At 35.0% G+C, this 20,634-nt stretch carries 25 protein-coding genes; 7 read left to right on the top strand and 18 right to left on the bottom strand.

Going from position 1 to position 20,634, the window contains the following annotated elements:
* Window positions 1-68: 68 nt before the first annotated feature.
* Genes KD050_RS20165 through KD050_RS20155 form a run of 3 tightly spaced genes read right to left on the bottom strand, consistent with a single transcriptional unit; the run spans window position 69 to window position 3,720 of the window.
* Window positions 69-1,187, bottom strand: a complete 1,119-nt coding sequence (locus KD050_RS20165; protein WP_211894074.1) for a conserved virulence factor C family protein — start codon at window positions 1,185-1,187, stop codon at window positions 69-71.
* A gap of 26 nt (window positions 1,188-1,213) precedes the next feature.
* On the bottom strand, window positions 1,214-3,094 hold the full coding sequence (locus KD050_RS20160) for an ABC-F family ATP-binding cassette domain-containing protein (RefSeq protein WP_211894073.1): 1,881 nt from the start codon (window positions 3,092-3,094) through the stop codon (window positions 1,214-1,216).
* Complete coding sequence (locus KD050_RS20155) at window positions 3,091-3,720, bottom strand: HD domain-containing protein (protein ID WP_211894072.1); 630 nt, start codon at window positions 3,718-3,720, stop codon at window positions 3,091-3,093. The genes KD050_RS20160 and KD050_RS20155 overlap by 4 nt, the downstream gene beginning before the upstream one ends.
* A 348-nt stretch (window positions 3,721-4,068) precedes the next feature.
* Between KD050_RS20155 and KD050_RS20150 the strand changes: the two genes are divergently transcribed.
* The 4 genes from KD050_RS20150 (at window position 4,069) to KD050_RS20135 (ending at window position 6,158) form a co-directional block, all read left to right on the top strand.
* Window positions 4,069-4,575 carry a spore coat protein gene (locus tag KD050_RS20150; RefSeq protein ID WP_211894071.1) on the top strand — a complete coding sequence of 169 codons (507 nt, stop codon included), beginning with the start codon at window positions 4,069-4,071 and terminating at the stop codon, window positions 4,573-4,575.
* A gap of 28 nt (window positions 4,576-4,603) precedes the next feature.
* Window positions 4,604-5,032, top strand: a complete 429-nt coding sequence (locus KD050_RS20145) for a spore coat protein (RefSeq protein WP_211894070.1) — start codon at window positions 4,604-4,606, stop codon at window positions 5,030-5,032.
* 201 nt (window positions 5,033-5,233) lie between these two features.
* Complete coding sequence (locus KD050_RS20140; protein WP_211894069.1) at window positions 5,234-5,452, top strand: spore coat protein; 219 nt, start codon at window positions 5,234-5,236, stop codon at window positions 5,450-5,452.
* Between the two features lie 502 nt (window positions 5,453-5,954).
* Window positions 5,955-6,158, top strand: a complete 204-nt coding sequence (locus tag KD050_RS20135) for a cold-shock protein (protein ID WP_090561500.1) — start codon at window positions 5,955-5,957, stop codon at window positions 6,156-6,158.
* A 39-nt stretch (window positions 6,159-6,197) separates the two neighbouring features.
* On the opposite strand, the gene KD050_RS20130 is transcribed toward KD050_RS20135, so the two are convergent.
* Window positions 6,198-6,383, bottom strand: a complete 186-nt coding sequence (locus KD050_RS20130; RefSeq protein ID WP_211894068.1) for a zinc-finger domain-containing protein — start codon at window positions 6,381-6,383, stop codon at window positions 6,198-6,200.
* Window positions 6,384-6,494: 111 nt separating this feature from the next.
* Here KD050_RS20130 and KD050_RS20125 point away from each other — a divergent pair, with 111 nt between their 5' ends.
* Window positions 6,495-6,893, top strand: coding sequence for a reverse transcriptase-like protein (locus KD050_RS20125; RefSeq protein WP_211894067.1), 399 nt, complete (start codon window positions 6,495-6,497; stop codon window positions 6,891-6,893).
* Window positions 6,894-6,935: 42 nt separating this feature from the next.
* Here the strand turns inward: KD050_RS20125 and KD050_RS20120 are convergent, their stop codons facing one another.
* From KD050_RS20120 to KD050_RS20090, 7 genes are all read right to left on the bottom strand, one after another.
* Window positions 6,936-7,412: an SRPBCC family protein gene (locus KD050_RS20120; protein ID WP_211894066.1), complete on the bottom strand. Its 477-nt coding sequence runs from the start codon at window positions 7,410-7,412 to the stop codon at window positions 6,936-6,938.
* Window positions 7,413-7,429: 17 nt separating this feature from the next.
* Window positions 7,430-8,071: an MOSC domain-containing protein gene (locus KD050_RS20115; protein WP_211896375.1), complete on the bottom strand. Its 642-nt coding sequence runs from the start codon at window positions 8,069-8,071 to the stop codon at window positions 7,430-7,432.
* A gap of 133 nt (window positions 8,072-8,204) precedes the next feature.
* Complete coding sequence (locus tag KD050_RS20110; RefSeq protein ID WP_053589685.1) at window positions 8,205-8,405, bottom strand: cold-shock protein; 201 nt, start codon at window positions 8,403-8,405, stop codon at window positions 8,205-8,207.
* Window positions 8,406-8,559: 154 nt separating this feature from the next.
* Window positions 8,560-9,390, bottom strand: coding sequence for a type II pantothenate kinase (coaW, locus tag KD050_RS20105; protein WP_211894065.1), 831 nt, complete (start codon window positions 9,388-9,390; stop codon window positions 8,560-8,562).
* A 26-nt stretch (window positions 9,391-9,416) separates the two neighbouring features.
* Window positions 9,417-9,731 (bottom strand): magnetosome magnetite crystal formation protein family, encoded by a 315-nt coding sequence (locus KD050_RS20100; RefSeq protein ID WP_370627149.1) that lies wholly within the window; start codon window positions 9,729-9,731, stop codon window positions 9,417-9,419.
* Between the two features lie 45 nt (window positions 9,732-9,776).
* Window positions 9,777-11,294 (bottom strand): amidohydrolase, encoded by a 1,518-nt coding sequence (locus tag KD050_RS20095; protein WP_211894064.1) that lies wholly within the window; start codon window positions 11,292-11,294, stop codon window positions 9,777-9,779.
* On the bottom strand, window positions 11,294-11,857 hold the full coding sequence (locus KD050_RS20090; RefSeq protein ID WP_211894063.1) for a DUF1836 domain-containing protein: 564 nt from the start codon (window positions 11,855-11,857) through the stop codon (window positions 11,294-11,296). The genes KD050_RS20095 and KD050_RS20090 overlap by 1 nt, the downstream gene beginning before the upstream one ends.
* Window positions 11,858-11,991: 134 nt before the next feature.
* Between KD050_RS20090 and KD050_RS20085 the strand changes: the two genes are divergently transcribed.
* Window positions 11,992-12,639 (top strand): PAQR family membrane homeostasis protein TrhA, encoded by a 648-nt coding sequence (locus KD050_RS20085; protein ID WP_211894062.1) that lies wholly within the window; start codon window positions 11,992-11,994, stop codon window positions 12,637-12,639.
* Window positions 12,640-13,015: 376 nt separating this feature from the next.
* Here KD050_RS20085 and KD050_RS20080 read toward each other — a convergent pair whose 3' ends face one another.
* Window positions 13,016-13,468 (bottom strand): OsmC family protein, encoded by a 453-nt coding sequence (locus KD050_RS20080; protein ID WP_211894061.1) that lies wholly within the window; start codon window positions 13,466-13,468, stop codon window positions 13,016-13,018.
* Between the two features lie 87 nt (window positions 13,469-13,555).
* Between KD050_RS20080 and KD050_RS20075 the strand changes: the two genes are divergently transcribed.
* Window positions 13,556-13,933, top strand: a complete 378-nt coding sequence (locus KD050_RS20075) for a hypothetical protein (protein ID WP_211894060.1) — start codon at window positions 13,556-13,558, stop codon at window positions 13,931-13,933.
* A gap of 320 nt (window positions 13,934-14,253) precedes the next feature.
* Here the strand turns inward: KD050_RS20075 and KD050_RS20070 are convergent, their stop codons facing one another.
* The 6 genes from KD050_RS20070 to KD050_RS20045 form a co-directional block, all read right to left on the bottom strand.
* Window positions 14,254-15,789 (bottom strand): sensor domain-containing diguanylate cyclase, encoded by a 1,536-nt coding sequence (locus tag KD050_RS20070; RefSeq protein ID WP_211894059.1) that lies wholly within the window; start codon window positions 15,787-15,789, stop codon window positions 14,254-14,256.
* Window positions 15,790-15,900: 111 nt separating this feature from the next.
* Window positions 15,901-16,608 (bottom strand): ABC transporter ATP-binding protein, encoded by a 708-nt coding sequence (locus KD050_RS20065; RefSeq protein ID WP_211894058.1) that lies wholly within the window; start codon window positions 16,606-16,608, stop codon window positions 15,901-15,903.
* On the bottom strand, window positions 16,601-17,389 hold the full coding sequence (locus KD050_RS20060) for an ABC transporter ATP-binding protein (RefSeq protein WP_211894057.1): 789 nt from the start codon (window positions 17,387-17,389) through the stop codon (window positions 16,601-16,603). Before KD050_RS20060 ends, KD050_RS20065 begins: the two co-directional genes overlap by 8 nt.
* On the bottom strand, window positions 17,379-18,329 hold the full coding sequence (locus tag KD050_RS20055; protein WP_211894056.1) for a branched-chain amino acid ABC transporter permease: 951 nt from the start codon (window positions 18,327-18,329) through the stop codon (window positions 17,379-17,381). The genes KD050_RS20060 and KD050_RS20055 overlap by 11 nt, the downstream gene beginning before the upstream one ends.
* 13 nt (window positions 18,330-18,342) lie before the next feature.
* The gene (locus tag KD050_RS20050; RefSeq protein ID WP_211894055.1) at window positions 18,343-19,218 is read right to left on the bottom strand and encodes a branched-chain amino acid ABC transporter permease; all 876 of its coding nucleotides are present in this window, start codon (window positions 19,216-19,218) and stop codon (window positions 18,343-18,345) included.
* An 86-nt stretch (window positions 19,219-19,304) separates the two neighbouring features.
* On the bottom strand, window positions 19,305-20,486 hold the full coding sequence (locus KD050_RS20045) for an ABC transporter substrate-binding protein (protein ID WP_211894054.1): 1,182 nt from the start codon (window positions 20,484-20,486) through the stop codon (window positions 19,305-19,307).
* Between the last annotated feature and the right edge of the window lie 148 nt (window positions 20,487-20,634).

Raw genomic sequence — 20,634 nt, 5'->3', positions numbered from 1 at the left:
AAGTTGTTCACATTAGCAAACAACTTTCTTGCGTTTTATATTTACTCTATCAGACGTTTATATAGCTTCTATTTTCTTGCTTCACTCATTTGTTTCCAAACAGATCCTTTAGCTTCCTCGCCACCTTCAATACGAGCAATAGCCATTAGCACTTGAAGCTTAACTTCGTATTCTTTATCATCCATAGCTTCTTTAAGGGCTGTAAGTGCATCTGTATTGCCTACTTCGTAAAAATACATTGCTGCTCTCCAGCGAACTAATTTGTTTTTATCAAATAGAGCAATCTTCATCGCATCTGCGAATTGTTCAAATCCTAAGTCACTCATCGCATCGCCAGCTGTTCTTCTAACTGCCGAACTCTTGTCCTTAAGAGCCAATTCTAAATAAGGTACAACCGCCTCATCTTCTATTAATCCAAGGTAAACTGTTGCCAATCGTCTAATAGAAACTTGCTCATCTTGTACTGCTCTTTCCAGTATAGGTAAATCCTCTATTTCTGGATTGATCAGGTTATTTAGTAATTGAAAACGCTCCTCCCATTCGCTGACCTCAAATTGCTCTAATGTAAATGGTACTCTTATTGGTTTTTTATCTTCTTCGTTTATATCTTTATCTGCAATAAGCTGTTGAAGTTTGCTTTCTGGAAAAGTTGCTTCTAGCTCTTTTACTAACTGTTCCCCTATTTCTTTCTGATCACCATAACGAACTCCATAATCTACCCATTTGCGTAACAATATATAGTTTTCTTTGTCGCCTTCCATCGCTTCATCTAATGCATTTATAAAACGTGCAGATAATCCAAATCTCGATTCGGATTCACTATCGAATACCTTTACCTGAAGAGGGATTCCTTTGTATTGCTGAACATGTACGTATACTTCTCCATAATGCTCTAATGGTTTATCCTCTGCTTCATTGGCTTCGTCATTTTCAGCTCCAAAAACATTTTCTACGCTAGCTAAAATTGTTTCCCACGTGAATTTTGCAATACGCTCAATAGCTAGGAAGTCTGCTACATGGTAAACACCCTTTACTCCTTCAATAGCAAAGATAGATTGAATTTCCTTTGGTGCATCGGCAATATTGTCTTTTTTATAATTATGGCTTTTACCAAAAGGGAGTTCCTGATCTATAACCACTTTCATCGTATTTGGGCTTGGTGTTGGCTCAATCGTTACTATTTTCATATTATAAATACCTCCAGTAATTAAAGTTAAGAAGATGCTATTTCTTCCAAATAGGACCATCTTTCAATTAGTTGCTCATATTTGGCGTTAGCTTCTGCTAACTCATTCGTTATATCCTGCAGTAAAGTAAAATCAGAACCAGCTGTTTGCATTTTACCTTCTAATTGCTCTATTAACTGTTCTGTTTGTTCAATTTCTTGTCCTATAGTTTCCCATTCTCTTTGCTCTTTATAGGAAAACTTTTTCTTTTCTTTCGCTACTTTTTCAGGTATTTCCACTTTCAGTGGTTCTACTATTTCCTTTGGAGTTTCTTTTGGTGCATCAAGCATATCGGAATATACTCCAAGCCATTCAGTTACTGTACCATCACCATTTAATAGCCATAGCTTTTTGGCAATGCGGTCTAAGAAGAATCGGTCATGGGAAATCGTAATAATTACACCTGGAAAAGATTCCATGAAATCTTCCAGTACCGATAATGTTTGAATATCTAAATCATTTGTAGGCTCATCTAGGAAAAGAACATTAGGCTGCTCCATTAACATTTTTAAAAGTACTAGACGTTTCTTTTCCCCACCAGACAGCTTTCCAATTTGGGTACCATGTGTGTTTAATGGGAACAAGAATCGTTCTAACATTTGAGCCGCAGAGAATTTTTCTCCGGAACCAGTTTCTATTAAATCGGATGATTCACGAACATATTCAATCATTCTTGTTTGTGGATTCAACTCTGGTAACTGTTGAGTAAAGTGCATTAACTTAACGGTGGAACCTTTTATTATTTCACCAGAATCCATCGTTACTTCCCCGGCAAGCATTTTAAGAAGCGTACTTTTCCCTACACCATTAGGTCCTACAATACCAATGCGATCTCCAGCTTGTAGCAAAAAGGAAAAGTCTTCAACAATTTTCTTCGTATCAAAGCTTTTGGTAATACCTTTTCCTTCTAACACTTGTTTTCCGAGTCTAGTTGTAACCATTTCCAATTCTAAATTTAAGGCTGAATTGTCTCGGTCGATACTTGCATCAATTTCTTCAAATCGATCTTTTCTTGCTTTTTGTTTTGTAGATCTTGCTTTGGCACCTCTACGAATCCATTTTAATTCATTACGATATAAATTTTGGAGCTTTTGCTGAGAAGCAGCATTCATTTCTTCACGCAATGCTTTTGACTCTAAATAATCTGCATAATTCCCTGTATGTGTATATAAGGTTTTATCTGCAAGCTCATAAATATGCGTTGCTACAGTATCTAAAAAGTATCGATCATGTGTAACAAAAATAATAGAGCCTTCTACTCTTTGTAGCATATCTTGTAGCCAGTCTGTAGACTCTTTATCTAAATGGTTTGTAGGCTCATCCAACAATAAAAGATCCGCTGGTTCGATCAACACTTTCGCAAGGGCGACTCTTTTTTGCTGACCTCCAGATAGATGAAGGATAGATTCCTCAAATTGAGTTATACCTAATTTAGTTAAAGCAGTTTTAGCCAATGAATTGACATCCCAAGCTTGTAGATCATCCATTTTCTGCTGCAGGTCCATCAATCTATTTTGAAGTTCAGTTGAATCTGAGTTATCCATTAATGCTATTAAAGCTTCCTCGTATTCTCGATTAATCTTTAATATAGGAGAATCTCCTCCAAATACGGTTTGTATAACTGTTTCATCCTTTTCAAAAGTTGGTTGTTGCTCCAAATAGGCAACGCGATATTTGTTCGGGTGATCTCGTTCAATAGAATCTGCTTCTAATTCACCTGCAATAATAGATAGAAAGGTAGATTTACCTGTACCGTTTATACCGATTAAACCCGCCCTATTTTGGTTGTTAATAGTAAAGGATATATTTTCAAATAAGGTTTTTTCACCGACTGTTTTTGTTAAATCAGAAATAATTAAATGACTCATATATGTTCACCTGTTTCTTTACGTAAGTTTTCTAAAAATAGTTCCATGAAGGCATGTCGCTCTATTGCAAGTTCTTTACCTTTTTTTGTTTGCATTCCTGTAGTTAGCTTTAATAATTTTTCATAAAAATGTGTAACCGAGGCTGTTTTTTTCGTACGATATTCTTCTACTGACATATTTTCTCTCGGTGTTTCATCGGCATTGTAAAGTAGTCTTCCTTTTGCACCACCAAAAGCAAATGTTCGCGCAATACCTACTGCACCAATAGCGTCTAATCTATCCGCATCTCGAACTATTTTAGCTTCAACAGTCTCTGCTTCGATTTCATGACCTCCATTAAACGATATAGCTTTAATCACTTCTTTAACTTGAGCTATTTTTTCTTCCGATAGGTTCAGTTGTTTAATAATTCTATCTTCCTCTTGCTTTTCTGCTGCATATTTCGGATCACTCACATCATGCAGTAATACTGCAAGTTCAATAATCTCTCTATCTGCAGTAGGTTCTGTATCTGCAATATCAAATGCATTTTTACGTACTCTTTCTATATGTTGAAAGTCGTGACTTGCATCAAAGTGCATGTACACTTGTTTGACTAAATTCTCACATTGCTTAATAGGATTCATCTTTTTCTTCTCCTCAACTTTGATTCATCCTCTCTATTATATACAATAAAGCTCTTTGACAGTAATATTTGCATTTATAGAATTGACCTTTCAGATGAAAAAGTGGATTATCTCGCAAGGTTTATTAGAGCAAATCTAAATTCCACGATGTTAAAACAAATACTTCTCTAACTTATTTGCATCAATCAAATATAAATAAAAGAAAGTAGGCATTCCAACACATATTTAAAATAGTTTTATTAGTCTAGTCAAATAGACTATATCCTTCTTTTACAAACTCATATGTTATATAAATCCGGTTGAAAAATAATTGCAACCTGGAAAACAATTGAGGAAGGAGATAATAAAATGAGTCATTGGAAATGCACGCATTGTAAGTATGTTTGTGAAGAACCTACTAAAAAATGCAAACGATGCAATAATCATCATTGGGAACAGGGGGAAAAAGATAGCGACTGGTCTTCCACGGGAAATAATGAGGATACTACAGTTTTTCAAGGTGGTGGTCAGTTTTCATCTGTCGACCAAGAGTCTGACGAATTAATCTGGATAAAAGATTCTTGTAACATAACCGTTCGATCAACAGATACACAAGCAGCAGTTTCACTACAAGTAGGCTTACAGCTTGCTATTGCGCTAGTAATTAGCATAGCAATCGGCGATACAATTCAAGGTCAAGCTGTATCCCAAGAATTGTTCCAACAATTTAATGATGAGCAAACGAACAAACAGAAAATTTATGTAGATAATTCAAAAGACGTCAACATTGTAACTACTGATACGGACTTATCAGTTAATATCGAAGCTATGTTACAAGTATTGGTAGCATTAGTTGCGAAATTAGATATTTTATAATCAAAAATAAAAGAGGTGAATATATACAATGGAGAAAAAAAAATGGAGAGCATTAGATCATTGCGATAATTCCAATCATAATGACAGTGATGTCCTACAAGACGGGAAACAAGTAGTATCTACAAAACAACAATCCTTTGAACGGATTATCGTAAAGGATTCGGAAGGTGTAGAAATACGATCAACAGATACACAAGCTGCAATATCCTTACAACTAGGAATACAAGCTGCAATTGCGGCTGTTATTAGTGTTACTATTGGTGATTCTGACCAAGGAAGAGCAGTAACTCAAGACCTAAACCAATTTATCAAAACAAAACAAAGAAACGCACAAACAACTATTGTCGAAGGCTCTAGAAATATTTCCGTGACAACTACTGATACCGACTTGGCAGTTAATATCCAGGCTTTGCTTCAAATCCTAGTAGCTATCGTTGCAAAATTAGATGTTCTATAGTTCTTTACACTGAGAACAAAGACCATTTGAAAAAAATTTAGTTGGATTTTTTCTGTGTAAAGAGAAAAGTATTACTTTGAACACTCAATAGAGTAACTTATCCTTAAATTTTAAAGAAGCAGCTACTCATTTAAACTGCTCATTTTTCCTATAGTTGCATATGTTAATATTGAGCGGATTTTAAGTGAAGGAGTGAACAATGTGAGTAATTTACCTGAAAAACCAAATGCTATTTCAAACAAGGTAATTGATCTTCTAGTGGATGATACTCTTAGAAGAAATGGTATAGATCCGGAAAACATCAAACAAAAGTTATCAGATCAACAGAAAAAACAATTAAAGGAATTAGTTGAAGATCTTACACAGCAAGTTAACACATTTACTGATCAACCTACTACGGATAAGAAGAATTCAAAATAAAATATATTTGACAGCCAAATATTTAAGGCTAGGAAAAAAGATTAATTTCATTCCTAGTCTTTTATATTTCGCAGTAGAGTCAAATAAGAAGCTTCCGCAATACTTAAAAGATAATAAGCACTAACCCTCACAGCCAATCAAAAAAGAGTTGAGGGGCTATGCTCTAGTAAATAACCACATCAAATTCCCTTATAAATTCGAAAAAGTTTTAAATGTTCAGAAGGATATTTTGTCATGGCCATTACTTTTATAAAGTGTTATTTTTAAAGTCATTTTTTAAAATTTCATTATTTAGCTCTACATATTATTACAGTGCACTGAGATAGGCTTATCATTGTAGTTTATCTTTCTACTTCCTGATCTTCTTCAAAACATCATATTGGTATTTGAAAAAAATAGTGGAAAAGCTAAAATTCGACATATTATTGACGAAGACTGACAATTCAAGTATAGTTTATGTATCCATTTATAGAATCTTTAGTGGATTAAGGGAGGAACGTTTATGCAACAGGGGAAAGTAAAATGGTTTAACAATGAAAAAGGGTATGGTTTCATCGAATACAACGATGGAGAAGATGTATTTGTCCATTTTACAGGAATTCAAGGTGATGGATTTCGAGCATTAGATGAAGGTCAACAAGTAACGTTCGAAATAGTTGAAGGAAACCGAGGACCTCAAGCTGCAAACGTGATAAAAAACGAATAGAAACGCTTCTTCCCGCGACAAATTAGTCGTGGGGCTTTTTTATTTTGAGCCCTTTAGTTTACTACCAATTTGTTTAATACTTTCACCAACTGTGCATTGTTCTATGCAAAATCTATACGCAATTGCTTTGCCGCTTTCTTTTCGTAATTGCTTCCTAACAAAGCAGCCATCACAATAAGTGTCTGATAAATAATCAATTTCATTTATTAGCTGTGTATTTTTCATACATTTCTACTCCTCACTATTTGCTAATTGTACTATTATGTTACTTTTGTTTGCAACTATCCCTTTAATCATTCAAACTAGATATATCCATTATATTAAAAAGGTGATTATATGTTAGAAGTTTATATTGACGGTTCGACCACTGGCAATCCAGGACCAAGTGGAATTGGTGTGTTCATAAAAGGTGAAGGACACCATGTAAAAATCAGTGAGTTTATCGGAGAATACTCCAATCACACGACGGAATTTATCGCATTACAAAGAGGTTTAGAAGAGGCCAAAAAACTATCACCTTCCATTGTTTCAGCACGAACCGATTCACAAATAGTTTGTGCAGCAGTAGAAAAAAGATATGCCAAAAATCCCGAATTTGCAGCTATACTGGAGAAGATTTTAGCTACTATAGACACATTTGACCTATTTTTTATCAAATGGATTCCAGACGACCAAAACAAAGCAGCACATGCTCTAGCACGAGAGGCTGTATTAAAACAACTGCCTAAAAAGTAAAAGGCAGTTGTTTTTAGCTCTATAAAGTTTATTTTTATGAATTTAAAGTACTTCATTATTTTGCGATTGTTCAAAATCCATCTCGATCGCTATTTTTGCTTTGTTTAAAAAATTCACAATGACCTCGTCACTGCCAAACAATTGAAAAATAGATAGCAGTGGATTTTTCGGTTTATTTATAGAAGTATAGATGAATTTTGTCATTTTGTCACTTTGACTTTCTAATTCATATTCCGTCGTCATTTTAAAACGGTTATTAAGAAGGAAGCTTTCCTGAATTGCTTTGTAGTTGGACTCATTCGTATATTTTTTTATCGTAATTTCATACTGCTCTGTCAAAGATCCAGTTTGATAGCTTTGACTAATAATTGTACCTATAATTCCTTCCGTTTGTTTAATGATTTCCTCACCCACTACTTTTGGAAATATTTTCTTCTTTTTTGATATGTCTCCGTAAAAGTAAGCCCAGGCAAATTCAATCGGTACGTTTAGTAGAATTTCTTTTTTCCATTTTTTCATTGGTTTTTCATCCTATTCTATCCTATCTTCGATAACATCTTTTGGAGTTTGACTTTCCACTCATCTGCTAACTCATTTACTTTAAGAACATTTTCTATTCCCTCTTTTGAGTCTTTTTGATAAAAATAAATGGAATGAGCATAGGAAACAGTAATTTTTTCCGGATGTTCGAAAATTCGTTCAATGCGATCAGTGTTAGTAATTCGACCTTCTTTAATAACACGACATAAATAACCAGTATGACCAGTTTCAATCATTCGTTTCATCAGTGGTTTTATACCAGTTCTTTTATTGATCGTATTGCATGGTATTCTTCCTTGAGTTACTTCTATAATTGCCTCCCCTATGGAAAAGCGATCTCCAATATGTATATTTTCTTCAAGCATATTTTCTACTAGTAAGTTCTCGCCAATTGCACTTATGGGAAAATTCATTTGAAATTCTTTTGACCAGCTTCTGTAATGTTCCATGCTATACATGCAAACCGCTCTGTCTAGACCACCGTGATGCTTTAAATCTGCCACCCCGTCGTTATTAAAGCCATCCTTTGTCAAATATGCTTCAGTTACCTGATTTTTGAATATTCCTGAATGAAGCTCTTCTCCTAACTCGTTCCGAACAGTTCTAGGTTTACCTATTGAAATTGCAATTAGTTTCATTTTCTCCAATTTTCAAACACCTCCAAAATATTACTATAATCATAGCATATTAATCGAAATATTCGGTTGCTTTAAATGCAAAAAAACAGACTCTCTAATGAGAGCCTGTTAAAGTTAAGTTTTAGGTTTAAAATTAAGCTTTAACTACGTTAGTAGCTTGAAGGCCACGTTGACCTTGCTCGATTTCAAAAGTTACTTCTTGACCTTCGTCAAGAGATTTGAAACCTTCGCTTTGAATAGCTGAGAAATGTACGAATACGTCGTCTCCGCCTTCACGTTCGATAAATCCGAATCCTTTTTCTGAGTTAAACCATTTTACTTTACCTTGTTCCATGTGTATTTCCTCCTCGTATGCAGCAGCTGCACACATTGTGTTACTATCCTTGCTCAACACTGTTAAGTAAAAGTGTTGCCACCTACTAACTAACCGAACAAAAATAATCCTCTTTAAATATAACATGCATTCTCTGAATATGCAACTATTATACCTAATATTTTTTAGTGTTTTCTAATAATGCACCTATTGCACCGCTATAACCATGTTTATCTAAAAAGATTGGTTTTTTTAGCTTTAGAATCGTATAGGATTCAATGATTTGCTGTAGTAATTCATTGTCCTCCAGTGTCGTGCCTATGTATATGATATCTTCCACTTGATGAGCATCTGCAACTTGGATACAAAGTGATGCAACTACTTCGCCAATTATCCCTTGGACACCAGCTAACAAATCTGAAGAGCTAGTATTGTTACCAGTATTCAATGAAATACCGCCAAAATTACTAGCTGTTAAGGTACCTTTTAAAGGAAGCTTATTATTTTTGTATATGTCGCTTACTAATACATCAATTTTAGTCCTGCTTCCTTCTCGAGATAGTTTTATGATTTCCTCATAATCGGATATACCTGTTAATGCCATGCCCAAACCAAGAAGAGTTCCACCTCCAATACCGGTACCGCCTAATCGTTTATGTATATTTTCTTGCATAATATGTATAGAGGTACCCGTACCAATATTCGCTATAATAGCAGCTTCAGGCTCTATCGACCCTAGCTTCATTTGATGCATGACACCATTCATAGTCGCATCAAACTCGACAATATATGGGATTTCCTCACTTGAGCTAAAATGTACTTTTAATTGCTCCGCACGACCACCAGTGACGCAGATAGAAGCATTCGGATGATTTGTTTCAATCCAATCCTTAACTTTTCGGAAATCTGATGAATGAAATCGTTCAAAGATCATCTCATTATGTTCATTCCAATAAGCTATTTTTGTTAATGTTCCACCTGCATCAATACCGATTCTAGTAGTCATTCTAATTCCCCTTTATGTTAAGACACTTACTTTATCCATGATCCTACAATAGGATAGTTAAAGGTGTCTCCTGTAATCGCTTTAACAATTCCAATAATCGGAACTACAAATGCCATTATACCAAAAATGATGAGCATCGGAATACCGATTAGAAGAAAAATTAAAAAGAAGGAAATAGTAAGAAGTACTGACATAACTAATTGAAATAATATAGCTTGAATGGAAAGCTTTTTAATTTCTTCGTCATTTACTACTAAAAATAATATAAATGGCACTAGAAAAGGGGCAAACCATGTACTTGCATGCAGCAAGATTTTAAAACCTGTATTTTCCATTTTCATCTCACTCCTCTTCTGCTTATATACGATTGTACTAGATGATTAGTTTCACTTTTTCTTTTCATACACTATTTCTCCCGCTACAACTGTCTTTACTACCGAAGTAGAAAGAATGTTTGTTTTATCTAGCACATTATCTAAAATAGTGAAATCTGCATCATATCCAGGTAATATTAATCCTCTATTGTTTTCTCTCCCTATTGCCTTTGCACTACCATTTGTGTATAAGGATACTGCTTCAAATACAGTTAACTCCTGTTCAGGCAAGTAGGAATTATTAATAGCAGCATCTATCCCAAGCAATGGGTCTGCTAGTTCAACTGGTGAGTCTGACCCCGCTGAACAATCGAAACCTTTCTTGAGTAGAGATTTCCAAGCATATGCCCATTGTAATCTGGCAGCTCCTAGCCTTTCTTTTACCCAAGGAAAATCGGAAGCGACGAATATTGGTTGTAGGTCCAGTACAAGTGGTAGCTTTTTCATGCGCTCGACAAGATCAGATCGTAATACATTTACATGTATTAATCGATCTTTCTTCCCCTCTGCTACAGGATATTTTTCTATTAAGTTTAATATTTTTTCAACAGCAAGATCACCAATTACATGAACTGCAATATTCTCGTTATATTTACGAGCCAACTTCACTAGTTCTTCTAGCTTTTCTGGGCTATGTACCTGCATGCCTTTATTTCCTGGCTCATCCGCATAGTCTTCTGATAATAACGCTGTCCTGCCTCCTAATGATCCATCAACAAATATTTTCATTGCTCCAAATTCAATAAAAGATGTCGCTTGTTCTCCCTGCATTTGTTCAAATACCTCATGATGTCGCAATAGATGAACTCTAAAGCCATTTTGTACAGCTTCTCGATATGCTTGTAAAGGAACTTCATATGGTCCGTAATAGGCCATATCCTCTGTGTGAACCCCGGTTATACCCTTTGACTTTAAGTCTTCAATACTAGAAGCAATAACTTTTTTCAAATGTTCAGTAGTATGCAATGGTATATGTTCTGTTATTAATTGCTGTGCTTCATCATAGAAAAGACCATTAAGCTCACCGTTCTCATCTTTGCCTATTACCCCTCCAATTGGGTCAGGGGTTTCTTTCGAAATACCTGCTAATTTCATTGCTGTTGTATTCGCTACTAAAACATGTCGACATACTCTTTTTAGCACTATTGCCGTTTCAGTTATGAAGTCAATATCCGTACAAGTTAGTGGTCTGCCTTCTGCCAGTTTATTGTCATTCCACCCTTCCGACACATACCATTTTTCGTTAGTAATATGAGAAGCTATAGTTTCTTTTATTTGTTTAATAGAAGTAAAGGTAGACAAGTCTATATAGGATAACTTCTCACCATGACCAATTAAGTGAATATGGCTATCAACAAAACCTGGATACATGGCACACCCATCCAGTGATTCCACATGATCTGCTAAAGGGAGAAGATCATTTTTTAGTCCGGTACTGATTATCACCCCATCTTCTACCAATACCGCTTCGACGATATTGCCCTCTGCTTCCATAGTTAAAATTTTTCCATTCGTCCATAATGTTCTCATCATTTTGTCCCCTTTCTTCGTTCCGTTAATTCGTCAACTAGTAATTCTGCCGCTTTTCGATAAGCATTACTCATATTCGAAAGCGAAGCAATTAGTAAAATTAGTTTGTCAATCTCCTCTGTTTCCTGATTTTCCACTTCAACTTCATGGCTCTTCATCTCTTCAAGAAAGTTCTGAGCATTTTTTTGTTGGAGTTTTACCCAGGAATTATAAAACTTTTCTAATGGAAAACCTTCATCTATTTTTTCATTTATCGGCTCTAACACGGATTTAATATCTTTAATAGAAAGTGCGCCTTTTAACTGATATATCAAACTTATCATCATTATATGGTCTTTGGAATATTTTTTATTTTTAATGGGTATAAACAATTTTCCTTTTGCATAATTATTGATCATCGTTTTGGTCAATACCTTTTCATCTTCATTACGTAAAGACTCATTATATGTCGCATCAAATAACTGAATCACTTGGTCCATATACAAGTCGATAGTTGGAATATCTGCTTCATGTATAGTGGACTCCAAACCCAATTTTTGTGTGATTTCCTCTGATTTGCTCACTAAAATACCTCCAGTTTATACATTACGTTTATCATAACTTATAATACTTCCGAGGTAAACCTTGACTAAGTGATGTAATAGTAATACATTTATATGTAGTTACTAAAACTACATGAAGAGGTGGAGATATTTACATGAATACATATATAAGAGAGCCGTTTAATAGTCTGTCACACTTATTTGGAGCTCTATTAGGGCTAGCAGGATTAATCCTAATGTTAATGAAAGGATTAGAAATTGATAGTCCTCCCCTAACTTTAACTGCTATTGTTGTTTTTGGTGTTAGCATGATTTTGCTTTATACGGCATCCGCTACTTATCATTGGTTGATAGGAGAAGCGCAAAATATACAATTTTTAAGACGCCTAGATCATTCGATGATATATATTTTAATCGCAGGTACTTACGCACCATTTTGCCTAATCACCTTAAATAACACTGCTGGATATGTCTTGTTTACTATCATTATAGTATTAGCGACTAGTGGTATTTTGTTTAAAATGATTTGGTTCAATTGTCCAAGATGGGTTTCTACTGCTATTTATATCGGCATGGGCTGGATGATTATTTTCTTAGCACCTTCACTAGCAGACTCTCTAGGTACTGTAGGATTATTTTATCTGATTTTGGGAGGAGTCTCTTATACTATTGGAGGAATCATATATGGGGTAAAGCCAAATATTCCATTTATAAAGAAATTAGGATTTCATGAAATATTTCATATATTTATATTGTTGGGGACATTATTTCACTTCATTTGTGTTTATGGATATGTATTGTAAAGGAAACTTTGACAGATCGTCGTTTGCATAAAGAATTAGAAAATTGAATTACTAATAGTTTAGCAGTTAAAAAGTTTAAAAAGTAAATTATCATGAACTAGTAAGTGTTTTTTCCTAATAGAGAAGGTTGGATGGATTCTTGACTTGAATTATAGGAAGCACACTTACATATTAGTACTTTTATTATTACCAGGAGGCAATGTATTAAGCTAAAATTTGCGTTGTTTAGAGAAGCGTCCGCTCGACTCTGCGGGAAAGAGGAGTAATTTAGATCCCACAGGAGCTTGCTACGAGGAGGCTAAATTCTTCGCCCGCGGAAAATGAGCGGTAAGCTTCGGAAAACAAACAGTGTTTCATTCCTTTACCTTAGATTTCTTTAATTTTTTTCAATTCCACCAACCTGTAGTGTAGGTTCGAGTACTATTTCTACATTACCTCTGAGAGCTTTACTGATCATACAAGTATCTTCGGCTTTCAATAGTAATCGAGTTGCCATTTTGGTATCTTTTTCATTAACTATTACTAACATTGGTCGATGTATTATTTTTTTGTATGTAAAAATACCATTCGTCACATCTACCGCAGCAGTGGATTCAACAACTAGCGATACCTTTTCTATATGACTTCTCTCTAGCATGGCAGCAAGTGTAATAATATAGCATGTCGTGGCTGCTCCAAGTAGCATTTCGTCTGGATTTGTACCTAACCCTGGACCATCCATTTCTTGTGGAATCGAAATCTTTGTTTGGAGATTCCGTGCATGAATAGTTCCTATATCATTGCGGTTACCTGGCCAATCTGCTTTTAAATGAAAATAATGTTCTGTCATTAATACCATTCCTCTCGTTTTCTGCATATTCTATTGGAAATATCGTAATTTTCCAGTATGATTAATTAATGAAAGAAGGCGAATTAATTGTTAAGGAATTACGGGAGAATTGCAATTTCAATTATTTTTATTTCGGTGTTTTTACTTATCTTAGGAGTTAGATATGTGCTTGGTCAAGACTTAGTTATTATGAACTTCCTTGCATTTGCTGCATTTTCAATAGTAATCGGTGTTTTAGCAGGTGCCATGCTTTTTTATAAGTTAAGTAAAGCGTTTTATATATTCGCTATTGGATTACTAATCGGTTTTTTTGAAATGTATCGTTCATTTATAGCTGGACCAGAAGAATTTGGAGACTTAGCAGGAATTCTCTCCTTGTTTATTTTCACTGCATTTGGATTTGTGATTGGGTTAATAGTTGAAGCTATATATTATTTACTAAGAAAGAATGAACATAAGGATTAGTTTAGATGATTCCTCCTACTCGTTTTATATGAAATGAACATGAACACAATGTCATAGTACTTTAAGAGATGTATAATACTGCTGACTGTAGTGAAGTTTGTAGTATCTATCGATAGGATATAGCACAGTCAATCGCTAGGACGACAGCATTATTCATAGTTAATGAAGGTATAAATAGCGAACAGTCTGTTCAAAGCCTACTGATAATGGTAGAAACAGGAGTTGAACTTAAAAGACCGGGCGTTTTTTTTGCCCGGTTTTTGGTATATGTTATATTGTAATACTTGCCTGCGCTTTTTATTGAATTATTCACTATTATATTATGATTTTGCAATCACTACATTATTACGCCCATTTGATTTTGCTTCGTAAAGAGCTAAGTCAATCTTTTGCATAGTTTGTGTTAGCGTTTCACCACATTTATATTCACCAACACCTAAAGATATTGTTAGTTTTTTATGAATAGGAGAAACAGAATCCTCTACAGTCATTCTTATACGTTCTCCCAGTATATATGCTTCTTGAACATACTTTTTTGGAAGTAAAATGAGAAATTCCTCCCCACCAAGTCGGATACACTCTTCATCTTCAACACATAAGTCCTTCAAAATTTTGGAGATAAATTTGAGAACTTCATCACCGGCAATATGTCCAAATTGATCATTAACTTGTTTAAAATGATCAATATCTAACATAATTAAAGAAAACTTCTCTTTTTGGTCGAGTAATTTATCGAATAAAATATCTGCATATCTTCTATTTTTCAAGCCTGTCAAAGGGTCTGTTAAAGATATTACCTTCATATTATCGACAGTTTCTTCCTGGCGTTTCCTATAATTTTCAATCGTCTCTGTCAGTTGTTTTGCCTCAAAATACCAAGTAGGGATATCGAGTGCTTCTTCTTGTTCATCTCTCCCCCGTAACGTGTAAATGGCGAGCTCACGTAATGGTGATGCTAACTTAGTTGATACGTAAAACGCTATTACTATAAAGATAAGAATGAACGGCAAAGAAAATGTAAAAATCGTTAACATTATTCCAGATAAAGGTTTTAATGCGCTTTTAAATGGGGTCTGTGAGACTACTCCCCATCTACTTTTCTCTATGTATGTATAGCCTGCCAAAAAGTTATTTCCAAGTGTATTATCTATTTGTAAAGCTCCACTTTTCTCATCTATTAACTTCCGAACAACAGGATTACTTTCAACAGATTCCCCTATTCTAGTTTTCTCAGGATGATAGATTAGAGTTCCATCTCGATCAACTACGTAAACATAGGAACCGTCTTTAGAATAATGTTCGGCAAGTATATGATTAATAAAGTTGTCTTCCTCCAAATAAATAGTTCCATTCAACATCCCTACATATTCATCACCTCCATTAAATAATGGGGTAGAAATAAGTATTAGAAGTCTTCCTGTTTGCGCATAATACGGTTTAGATATGAATGGTTCCTTTTTTACTAAGGCTTCCTTAACAGCGTTCGAGTTAATTTTATTACCAACAAGACCTATATTCGGTGTGGTAGCAATTGCAATTCCTTGATCATTGATAACGGATAAAGAGTTGAAGTTCTTGCCACTTATATTTAGCTGTTCTAATATATTGGTAACTGTTGCGTGATTATCTATATCCTTGACCACATCTGACTTTCGAGCTTCCAAGTTATTTTGCATAGATGAAAAAACTTCATCTGTCATTTGAGCTAATTTCTTAGAGTAAACTCTATTTTGTTCTAAAGAGTTTTCTATCAAGCTTTTTTTTGTTACAAAATAACTCGAAGTTAGAGTGCTAAATATTATTCCAAGCATAGTAAAACAGATAAGCGCTAAAATCCAAAACCTTAAAGTTTTCAATAAATCCCTCCTAATAATAGGAATTTCTATTTAATTCCCATTAATAATTAATACCTATCATATTACATTAACACGAAAAAAACTACGACTAAACCTAGTCGTAGTTTACTATTAATGTCCACCAAGGTAGGCAAGTTTAACTTCTTCACTATTTTGTAATTCTTGTGCTGATCCAGAAAGTACAACTCTTCCTGTTTCAATAACATATCCTCGACTTGCTATAGATAGGGCCATATTAGCATTTTGTTCAACCAATAAAACGGTAGTCCCTTCACGATTAATATCCTCAATTACCTTGAATATTGTTTTGACCATTAATGGAGCAAGTCCCATTGAAGGTTCATCTAATAATACAAGTTTAGGTTTTGCCATAATGGCTCTTCCCATAGCCAACATCTGCTGTTCCCCCCCTGAAAGGGTCCCAGAATGCTGTTTTTTTCGCTCTAATAATCTCGGAAAAATCTCATATACCTTTTGCATGTCTTGATGAATTCCTTTTTTATCTTTCCTAAGAAATGCACCTAGTTCTAAGTTTTCTTCAACAGTTAAATTGGCAAAAACACGTCTTCCTTCCGGCACATGAGAAATCCCAGCCTTTACTATTGATTGCGCTTGTTTGCCTGAGATTGATTTGTCTAGAAATTCTATTTTTCCTTTTTTGGGTTTCAACAAACCAGAGAGAGTTTTTAACAAAGTACTTTTCCCTGCTCCGTTAGCACCAATCAAGGAAACAATTTCCCCTTCATTAACAGTAATAGAAACATCACGCAGCGCTTGAATATTCCCGTAAAACACATCTATATTTTCTATTTTAAGCATTGTCATCGCGAACTTCCTCCCCTAAATAAGCCTCTATAACCTTAGGATGGTTACGGATCTCTTCTGGTGATCCTTCCGCAAGAAGTTGACCATGATCGAGTACATATATTCTTTCACAAACTCCCATTACTAAGTTCATGTCATGCTCTATCAACAAAATAGTTAAATCGAATTTATCGCGAACAAATCCAATTAAGTTCATTAAATCCTTTGTTTCCTGTGGATTCATACCAGCTGCTGGCTCATCTAGTAGCAATAATTTTGGTCCTGCGGCTAGAGCTCTAGCAATTTCCAATCTTCTTTGTTGACCATAAGGCAAATTTTTTGCTAGTTCATCTTTATACTTTTCAAGCTTGAAAATCTTTAGAAATTCTAATGATTTTTCTTCCATCTCTTTTTCGCCCTTGAAATGAGAAGGCAGACGAAGTATAGAGCTTAACATCGTATGTGTGGCAAGAGAATGGTAAGCAACTTTTACGTTATCTAATACAGATAATTCATTGAAAAGACGAATGTTTTGGAATGTTCTACTAATCCCTTTTCTAGTTACTTTAAATGGCTGTAAACCGTTTATTCTTTCTCCATTAAAAAGAATATCTCCTTCAGTTGGTACGTATACACCAGTCAATAAATTAAAGCTTGTAGTTTTACCAGCACCATTTGGGCCAATTAGTCCAACAAGTTCCCCTTGATTTAGTATCAAGTTTAAGTTTTGTACTGCTTTTAAACCACCAAACTGAATACCAGCATTTTTTACTTCAAGTAACGGTTTATTTTCCATGCTGATCGCCTCCTTTTGGCGTTCTCCATAGCTTGAAATAATCCGTAATTTCCATCGTACCCATCAGGCCTTTTGGACGATACAGCATTACAAGGATTAATACAAGACTATAAATAATCATTCGAGTTTCAGGATATCCTTGAAGATAAGTAGAAACAACTGTCAATAAAATAGCTGAAAGTACAGCACCCGAGAGACTTCCCAATCCACCCAGAACAACAAATATTAAAATATCAAAAGATTTTAAAAATCCGAATTGACTTGGTTGAATGATATAAAAGTTATGAGAATACAAAGCACCCGCTACCCCTGCAAAAAAGGAGCCAATTGCAAATGCAACTACTTTATAATAAGTAGTATTTATCCCCATCGCATCTGATGCAATTTCATTTTCTCTAACAGAGATAGCTGCAATTCCATGTCTTGAATTAGTAAAATTCACTATTACTACAATGGTGATGACAAGGCAAACAAACGCATATGTCCAAGTCGTTAAATGAGAAACTTGCATCCCTGCAGCCCCACCAACATAGTCAATATTCAAAAATACAATACGAATAATTTCAGCAAAACCAAGGGTCGCAATCGCCAAGTAATCGCCTTTTAATCTTAAACTTGGAATACCTACAATCAGTCCAGCTAAAGCAGCAATAATTCCTCCTACAATAATAGCGACGAAAAAGGGAAGATCCAATTTCATTGTCACGATTGCCGAAATATATGCTCCTACTGCTAGGAAACCAGCATGACCAATAGAAAACTGTCCTGTAATACCTATTACTAGATGTAGGCTGACTGCTAAAATTATGTTGATAGCTATAAATATAAGTGTATTAGAATAAAATTGATTCATCGTTCCATTTGCAATAAAAACTTGAACCACTGTGTATACCAATACTGCCGCTATAATAAATAGCCAAAACTGTTTTGACTTTTTCATAATTATGTATCACCTACACTTTCTCTCGTGTATTTTTTCCAAAGATTCCAGAAGGTCTGAAGATGAGAATTAATATTAAAATGATGAATGCTGCAGCATCTCTCCACAAAGAAAATCCTAAAGCACTAACAATCGTTTCAACAACTCCAAGTACCAATCCACCAACCATTGCTCCGGGAATTATTCCAATTCCACCAAGAACCGCAGCAACAAACGCTTTCACTCCGGGAATCACACCCATTAGCGGATCTATCTTTGTATAATATACTCCGAATATTACACCAGCTGCTCCAGCTAAAGCTGAACCAATTGCGAAAGTTGCAGATATAGTATTATCAACGTTAATCCCCATTAATTTAGCAGCTTCTGTGTCATGAGAAACAGCTCTCATCGCTTTCCCTGTTTTTGTTTTGTGTACGATGAACTGTAGCAAGATCATTAATACAACAGAAACCGAAAGAATAAGAATAGATTGCATGCTAATTTGTGCACCTAAAAATTCAAATGAACGATTGGAAAACACATCTGGATAAGCTTCTGGTTGAGCCCCTCTAATATAAATTACTCCATACTCAATTAATAACGATACTCCGATCGCGGTAATAAGAGCAGCAATTCTTGTTGCATTCCGTAAGCGTTTATATGCAATTCGCTCAATAATTACACCGAATAATGCACATGCTGCCATCGATAAAATAAGTGCAGGGAAAAATCCTAACCCAAAAACGGTAATAGAATAAAATCCGATGAACGAACCAACCATGAACACATCACCATGTGCAAAGTTAATCAGCTTAATAATTCCATAAACCATCGTATAACCGAGGGCAATTAATGCATAAATACTCCCGAGTGAAATGCCGTTTATCAATTGCTGTATCCATTCCATAAATTTTCACTCCTATTGCTTAAGATTTCAACTAATTTAGAAATAGAAAAGGAGGGATATCAATCCCCCCCTAAAACCTACAAATCTTAAGGATTAACTTTCGTTTTAAATTTTTGACTTCCATCTACGTATTCAATTATTATTGCCGATTTAATCGGATGGTGATTTTCATCAACAGAGTATAATCCTGTTACAAGTTCTAATTGATCAGTAGCTTCAATCGCTTCTTTAATTTTAGTTCCATCTGTAGAACCAGCGCGTTCAATAGCGTCTTTTAATAAATAAACAGTATCATATCCAAGTGCATTGAATGAGTTAGGCTCTTTACCATATTTTTCTTTGAAATTATCAGAAAACTCCTTCGCTTTACTATCTGGATCTTCGGATGAATAAGCAGTAATAATGAATGTATTATTTAAAGCATCTGCTCCAGCCAAGTCGACAAGTGTTGGAGAATCCCAACCATCTGCTCCCATCAATGGAACAGTGATTCCTAATTCACGAGCTTGCTTAACGATAAGTCCCACTTCTTCGTAGTAACCAGGGATAAAGACAAATTCCGGATTAGCAGATTTAATACGAGTTAGATTTGATCGGAAATCAGTATCTTTTGCAACATAAGATTCTTCTGCAACAATTTTACCTCCTGCTGCTTCAAAATCTTTAATAAAAGCGGCAGCAAGACCTTTTGCGTAATCACTTGCATTGTCCGCATATACTGCAGCTGTTTTTACTTTCAACTCTTTAGAAGCAAAGTTAGCAGCTACCGTTCCTTGGAATGGATCGATAAACGCTGTACGGAATGTAAATGGATTTACTTTTCCATCTTCTCCTACAGTAACCGTTGTACTTGTTCCTGAAGGCGAAATCATAGGTGTTTTAGTATCAGTTGCTATTTGAACTTGTGCAACTGAGTTACCACTAGTCGCAGCTCCAATAATAGCTGTTACTTTGTCTTGACTCGTTAATTTAATAGCTGCATTAGTTGCTTCGGCAGCATCCGATTTATTGTCAACCTTGATAAGTTCGATTTTCTTTCCATTAATACCACCAGCAGCATTGATTTCTTCAACAGCTAGATCAATAGCATCCGCTTCTGATGTACCATAAGAAGCTACCCCTCCTGAAAGCTCAAGATTGGCACCAATTTTAATAGTGTCTCCGCCTTCTGAACTAGATCCTGCTTCTTCCCCACTTCCGCAACCAGCAAGAATTCCAATCAATAATGTAGATGATAGGAAAAGTGAAGCAAATTTCGACTTTTTCATAAAATGAACCCCCTATTTTGTTTGATAATTTTGAATTTATAAGTTATACTACTTGCCTTCTCCCTATAGCAAGCATAAACTCAAACACTATCATTTTGTAAGAACAACCCTATTGTAAAACAAACTTTAAATTCAGTCTACACTAATT

Source organism: Psychrobacillus sp. INOP01, from assembly GCF_018140925.1.
GTDB lineage: Bacteria > Bacillota > Bacilli > Bacillales_A > Planococcaceae > Psychrobacillus.
The sequence above is the reverse complement of the archived record's forward strand: the minus strand, read 5'-3'. Positions and strand labels throughout refer to the sequence as shown.

Coding starts and splice junctions, on each gene's coding strand:
- KD050_RS20100 (WP_370627149.1), bottom strand. CDS start 9,731: ATGAAAATGGAAAATACAGGTTTTAAAATCTTGCTGCATGCAAGTACA.
- KD050_RS20110 (WP_053589685.1), bottom strand. CDS start 8,405: ATGGAACAAGGTAAAGTAAAATGGTTTAACTCAGAAAAAGGATTCGGA.
- KD050_RS20155 (WP_211894072.1), bottom strand. CDS start 3,720: ATGAATCCTATTAAGCAATGTGAGAATTTAGTCAAACAAGTGTACATG.
- KD050_RS20145 (WP_211894070.1), top strand. CDS start 4,604: ATGGAGAAAAAAAAATGGAGAGCATTAGATCATTGCGATAATTCCAAT.
- KD050_RS20115 (WP_211896375.1), bottom strand. CDS start 8,071: ATGAAACTAATTGCAATTTCAATAGGTAAACCTAGAACTGTTCGGAAC.
- KD050_RS20045 (WP_211894054.1), bottom strand. CDS start 20,486: ATGAAAAAGTCGAAATTTGCTTCACTTTTCCTATCATCTACATTATTG.
- KD050_RS20080 (WP_211894061.1), bottom strand. CDS start 13,468: ATGACAGAACATTATTTTCATTTAAAAGCAGATTGGCCAGGTAACCGC.
- KD050_RS20125 (WP_211894067.1), top strand. CDS start 6,495: ATGTTAGAAGTTTATATTGACGGTTCGACCACTGGCAATCCAGGACCA.
- KD050_RS20085 (WP_211894062.1), top strand. CDS start 11,992: ATGAATACATATATAAGAGAGCCGTTTAATAGTCTGTCACACTTATTT.
- KD050_RS20120 (WP_211894066.1), bottom strand. CDS start 7,412: ATGAAAAAATGGAAAAAAGAAATTCTACTAAACGTACCGATTGAATTT.
- KD050_RS20135 (WP_090561500.1), top strand. CDS start 5,955: ATGCAACAGGGGAAAGTAAAATGGTTTAACAATGAAAAAGGGTATGGT.
- KD050_RS20150 (WP_211894071.1), top strand. CDS start 4,069: ATGAGTCATTGGAAATGCACGCATTGTAAGTATGTTTGTGAAGAACCT.
- KD050_RS20055 (WP_211894056.1), bottom strand. CDS start 18,329: ATGAAAAAGTCAAAACAGTTTTGGCTATTTATTATAGCGGCAGTATTG.
- KD050_RS20050 (WP_211894055.1), bottom strand. CDS start 19,218: ATGGAATGGATACAGCAATTGATAAACGGCATTTCACTCGGGAGTATT.
- coaW (WP_211894065.1), bottom strand. CDS start 9,390: ATGACTACTAGAATCGGTATTGATGCAGGTGGAACATTAACAAAAATA.
- KD050_RS20130 (WP_211894068.1), bottom strand. CDS start 6,383: ATGAAAAATACACAGCTAATAAATGAAATTGATTATTTATCAGACACT.
- KD050_RS20095 (WP_211894064.1), bottom strand. CDS start 11,294: ATGAGAACATTATGGACGAATGGAAAAATTTTAACTATGGAAGCAGAG.
- KD050_RS20160 (WP_211894073.1), bottom strand. CDS start 3,094: ATGAGTCATTTAATTATTTCTGATTTAACAAAAACAGTCGGTGAAAAA.
- KD050_RS20165 (WP_211894074.1), bottom strand. CDS start 1,187: ATGAAAATAGTAACGATTGAGCCAACACCAAGCCCAAATACGATGAAA.
- KD050_RS20065 (WP_211894058.1), bottom strand. CDS start 16,608: ATGCTTAAAATAGAAAATATAGATGTGTTTTACGGGAATATTCAAGCG.
- KD050_RS20060 (WP_211894057.1), bottom strand. CDS start 17,389: ATGGAAAATAAACCGTTACTTGAAGTAAAAAATGCTGGTATTCAGTTT.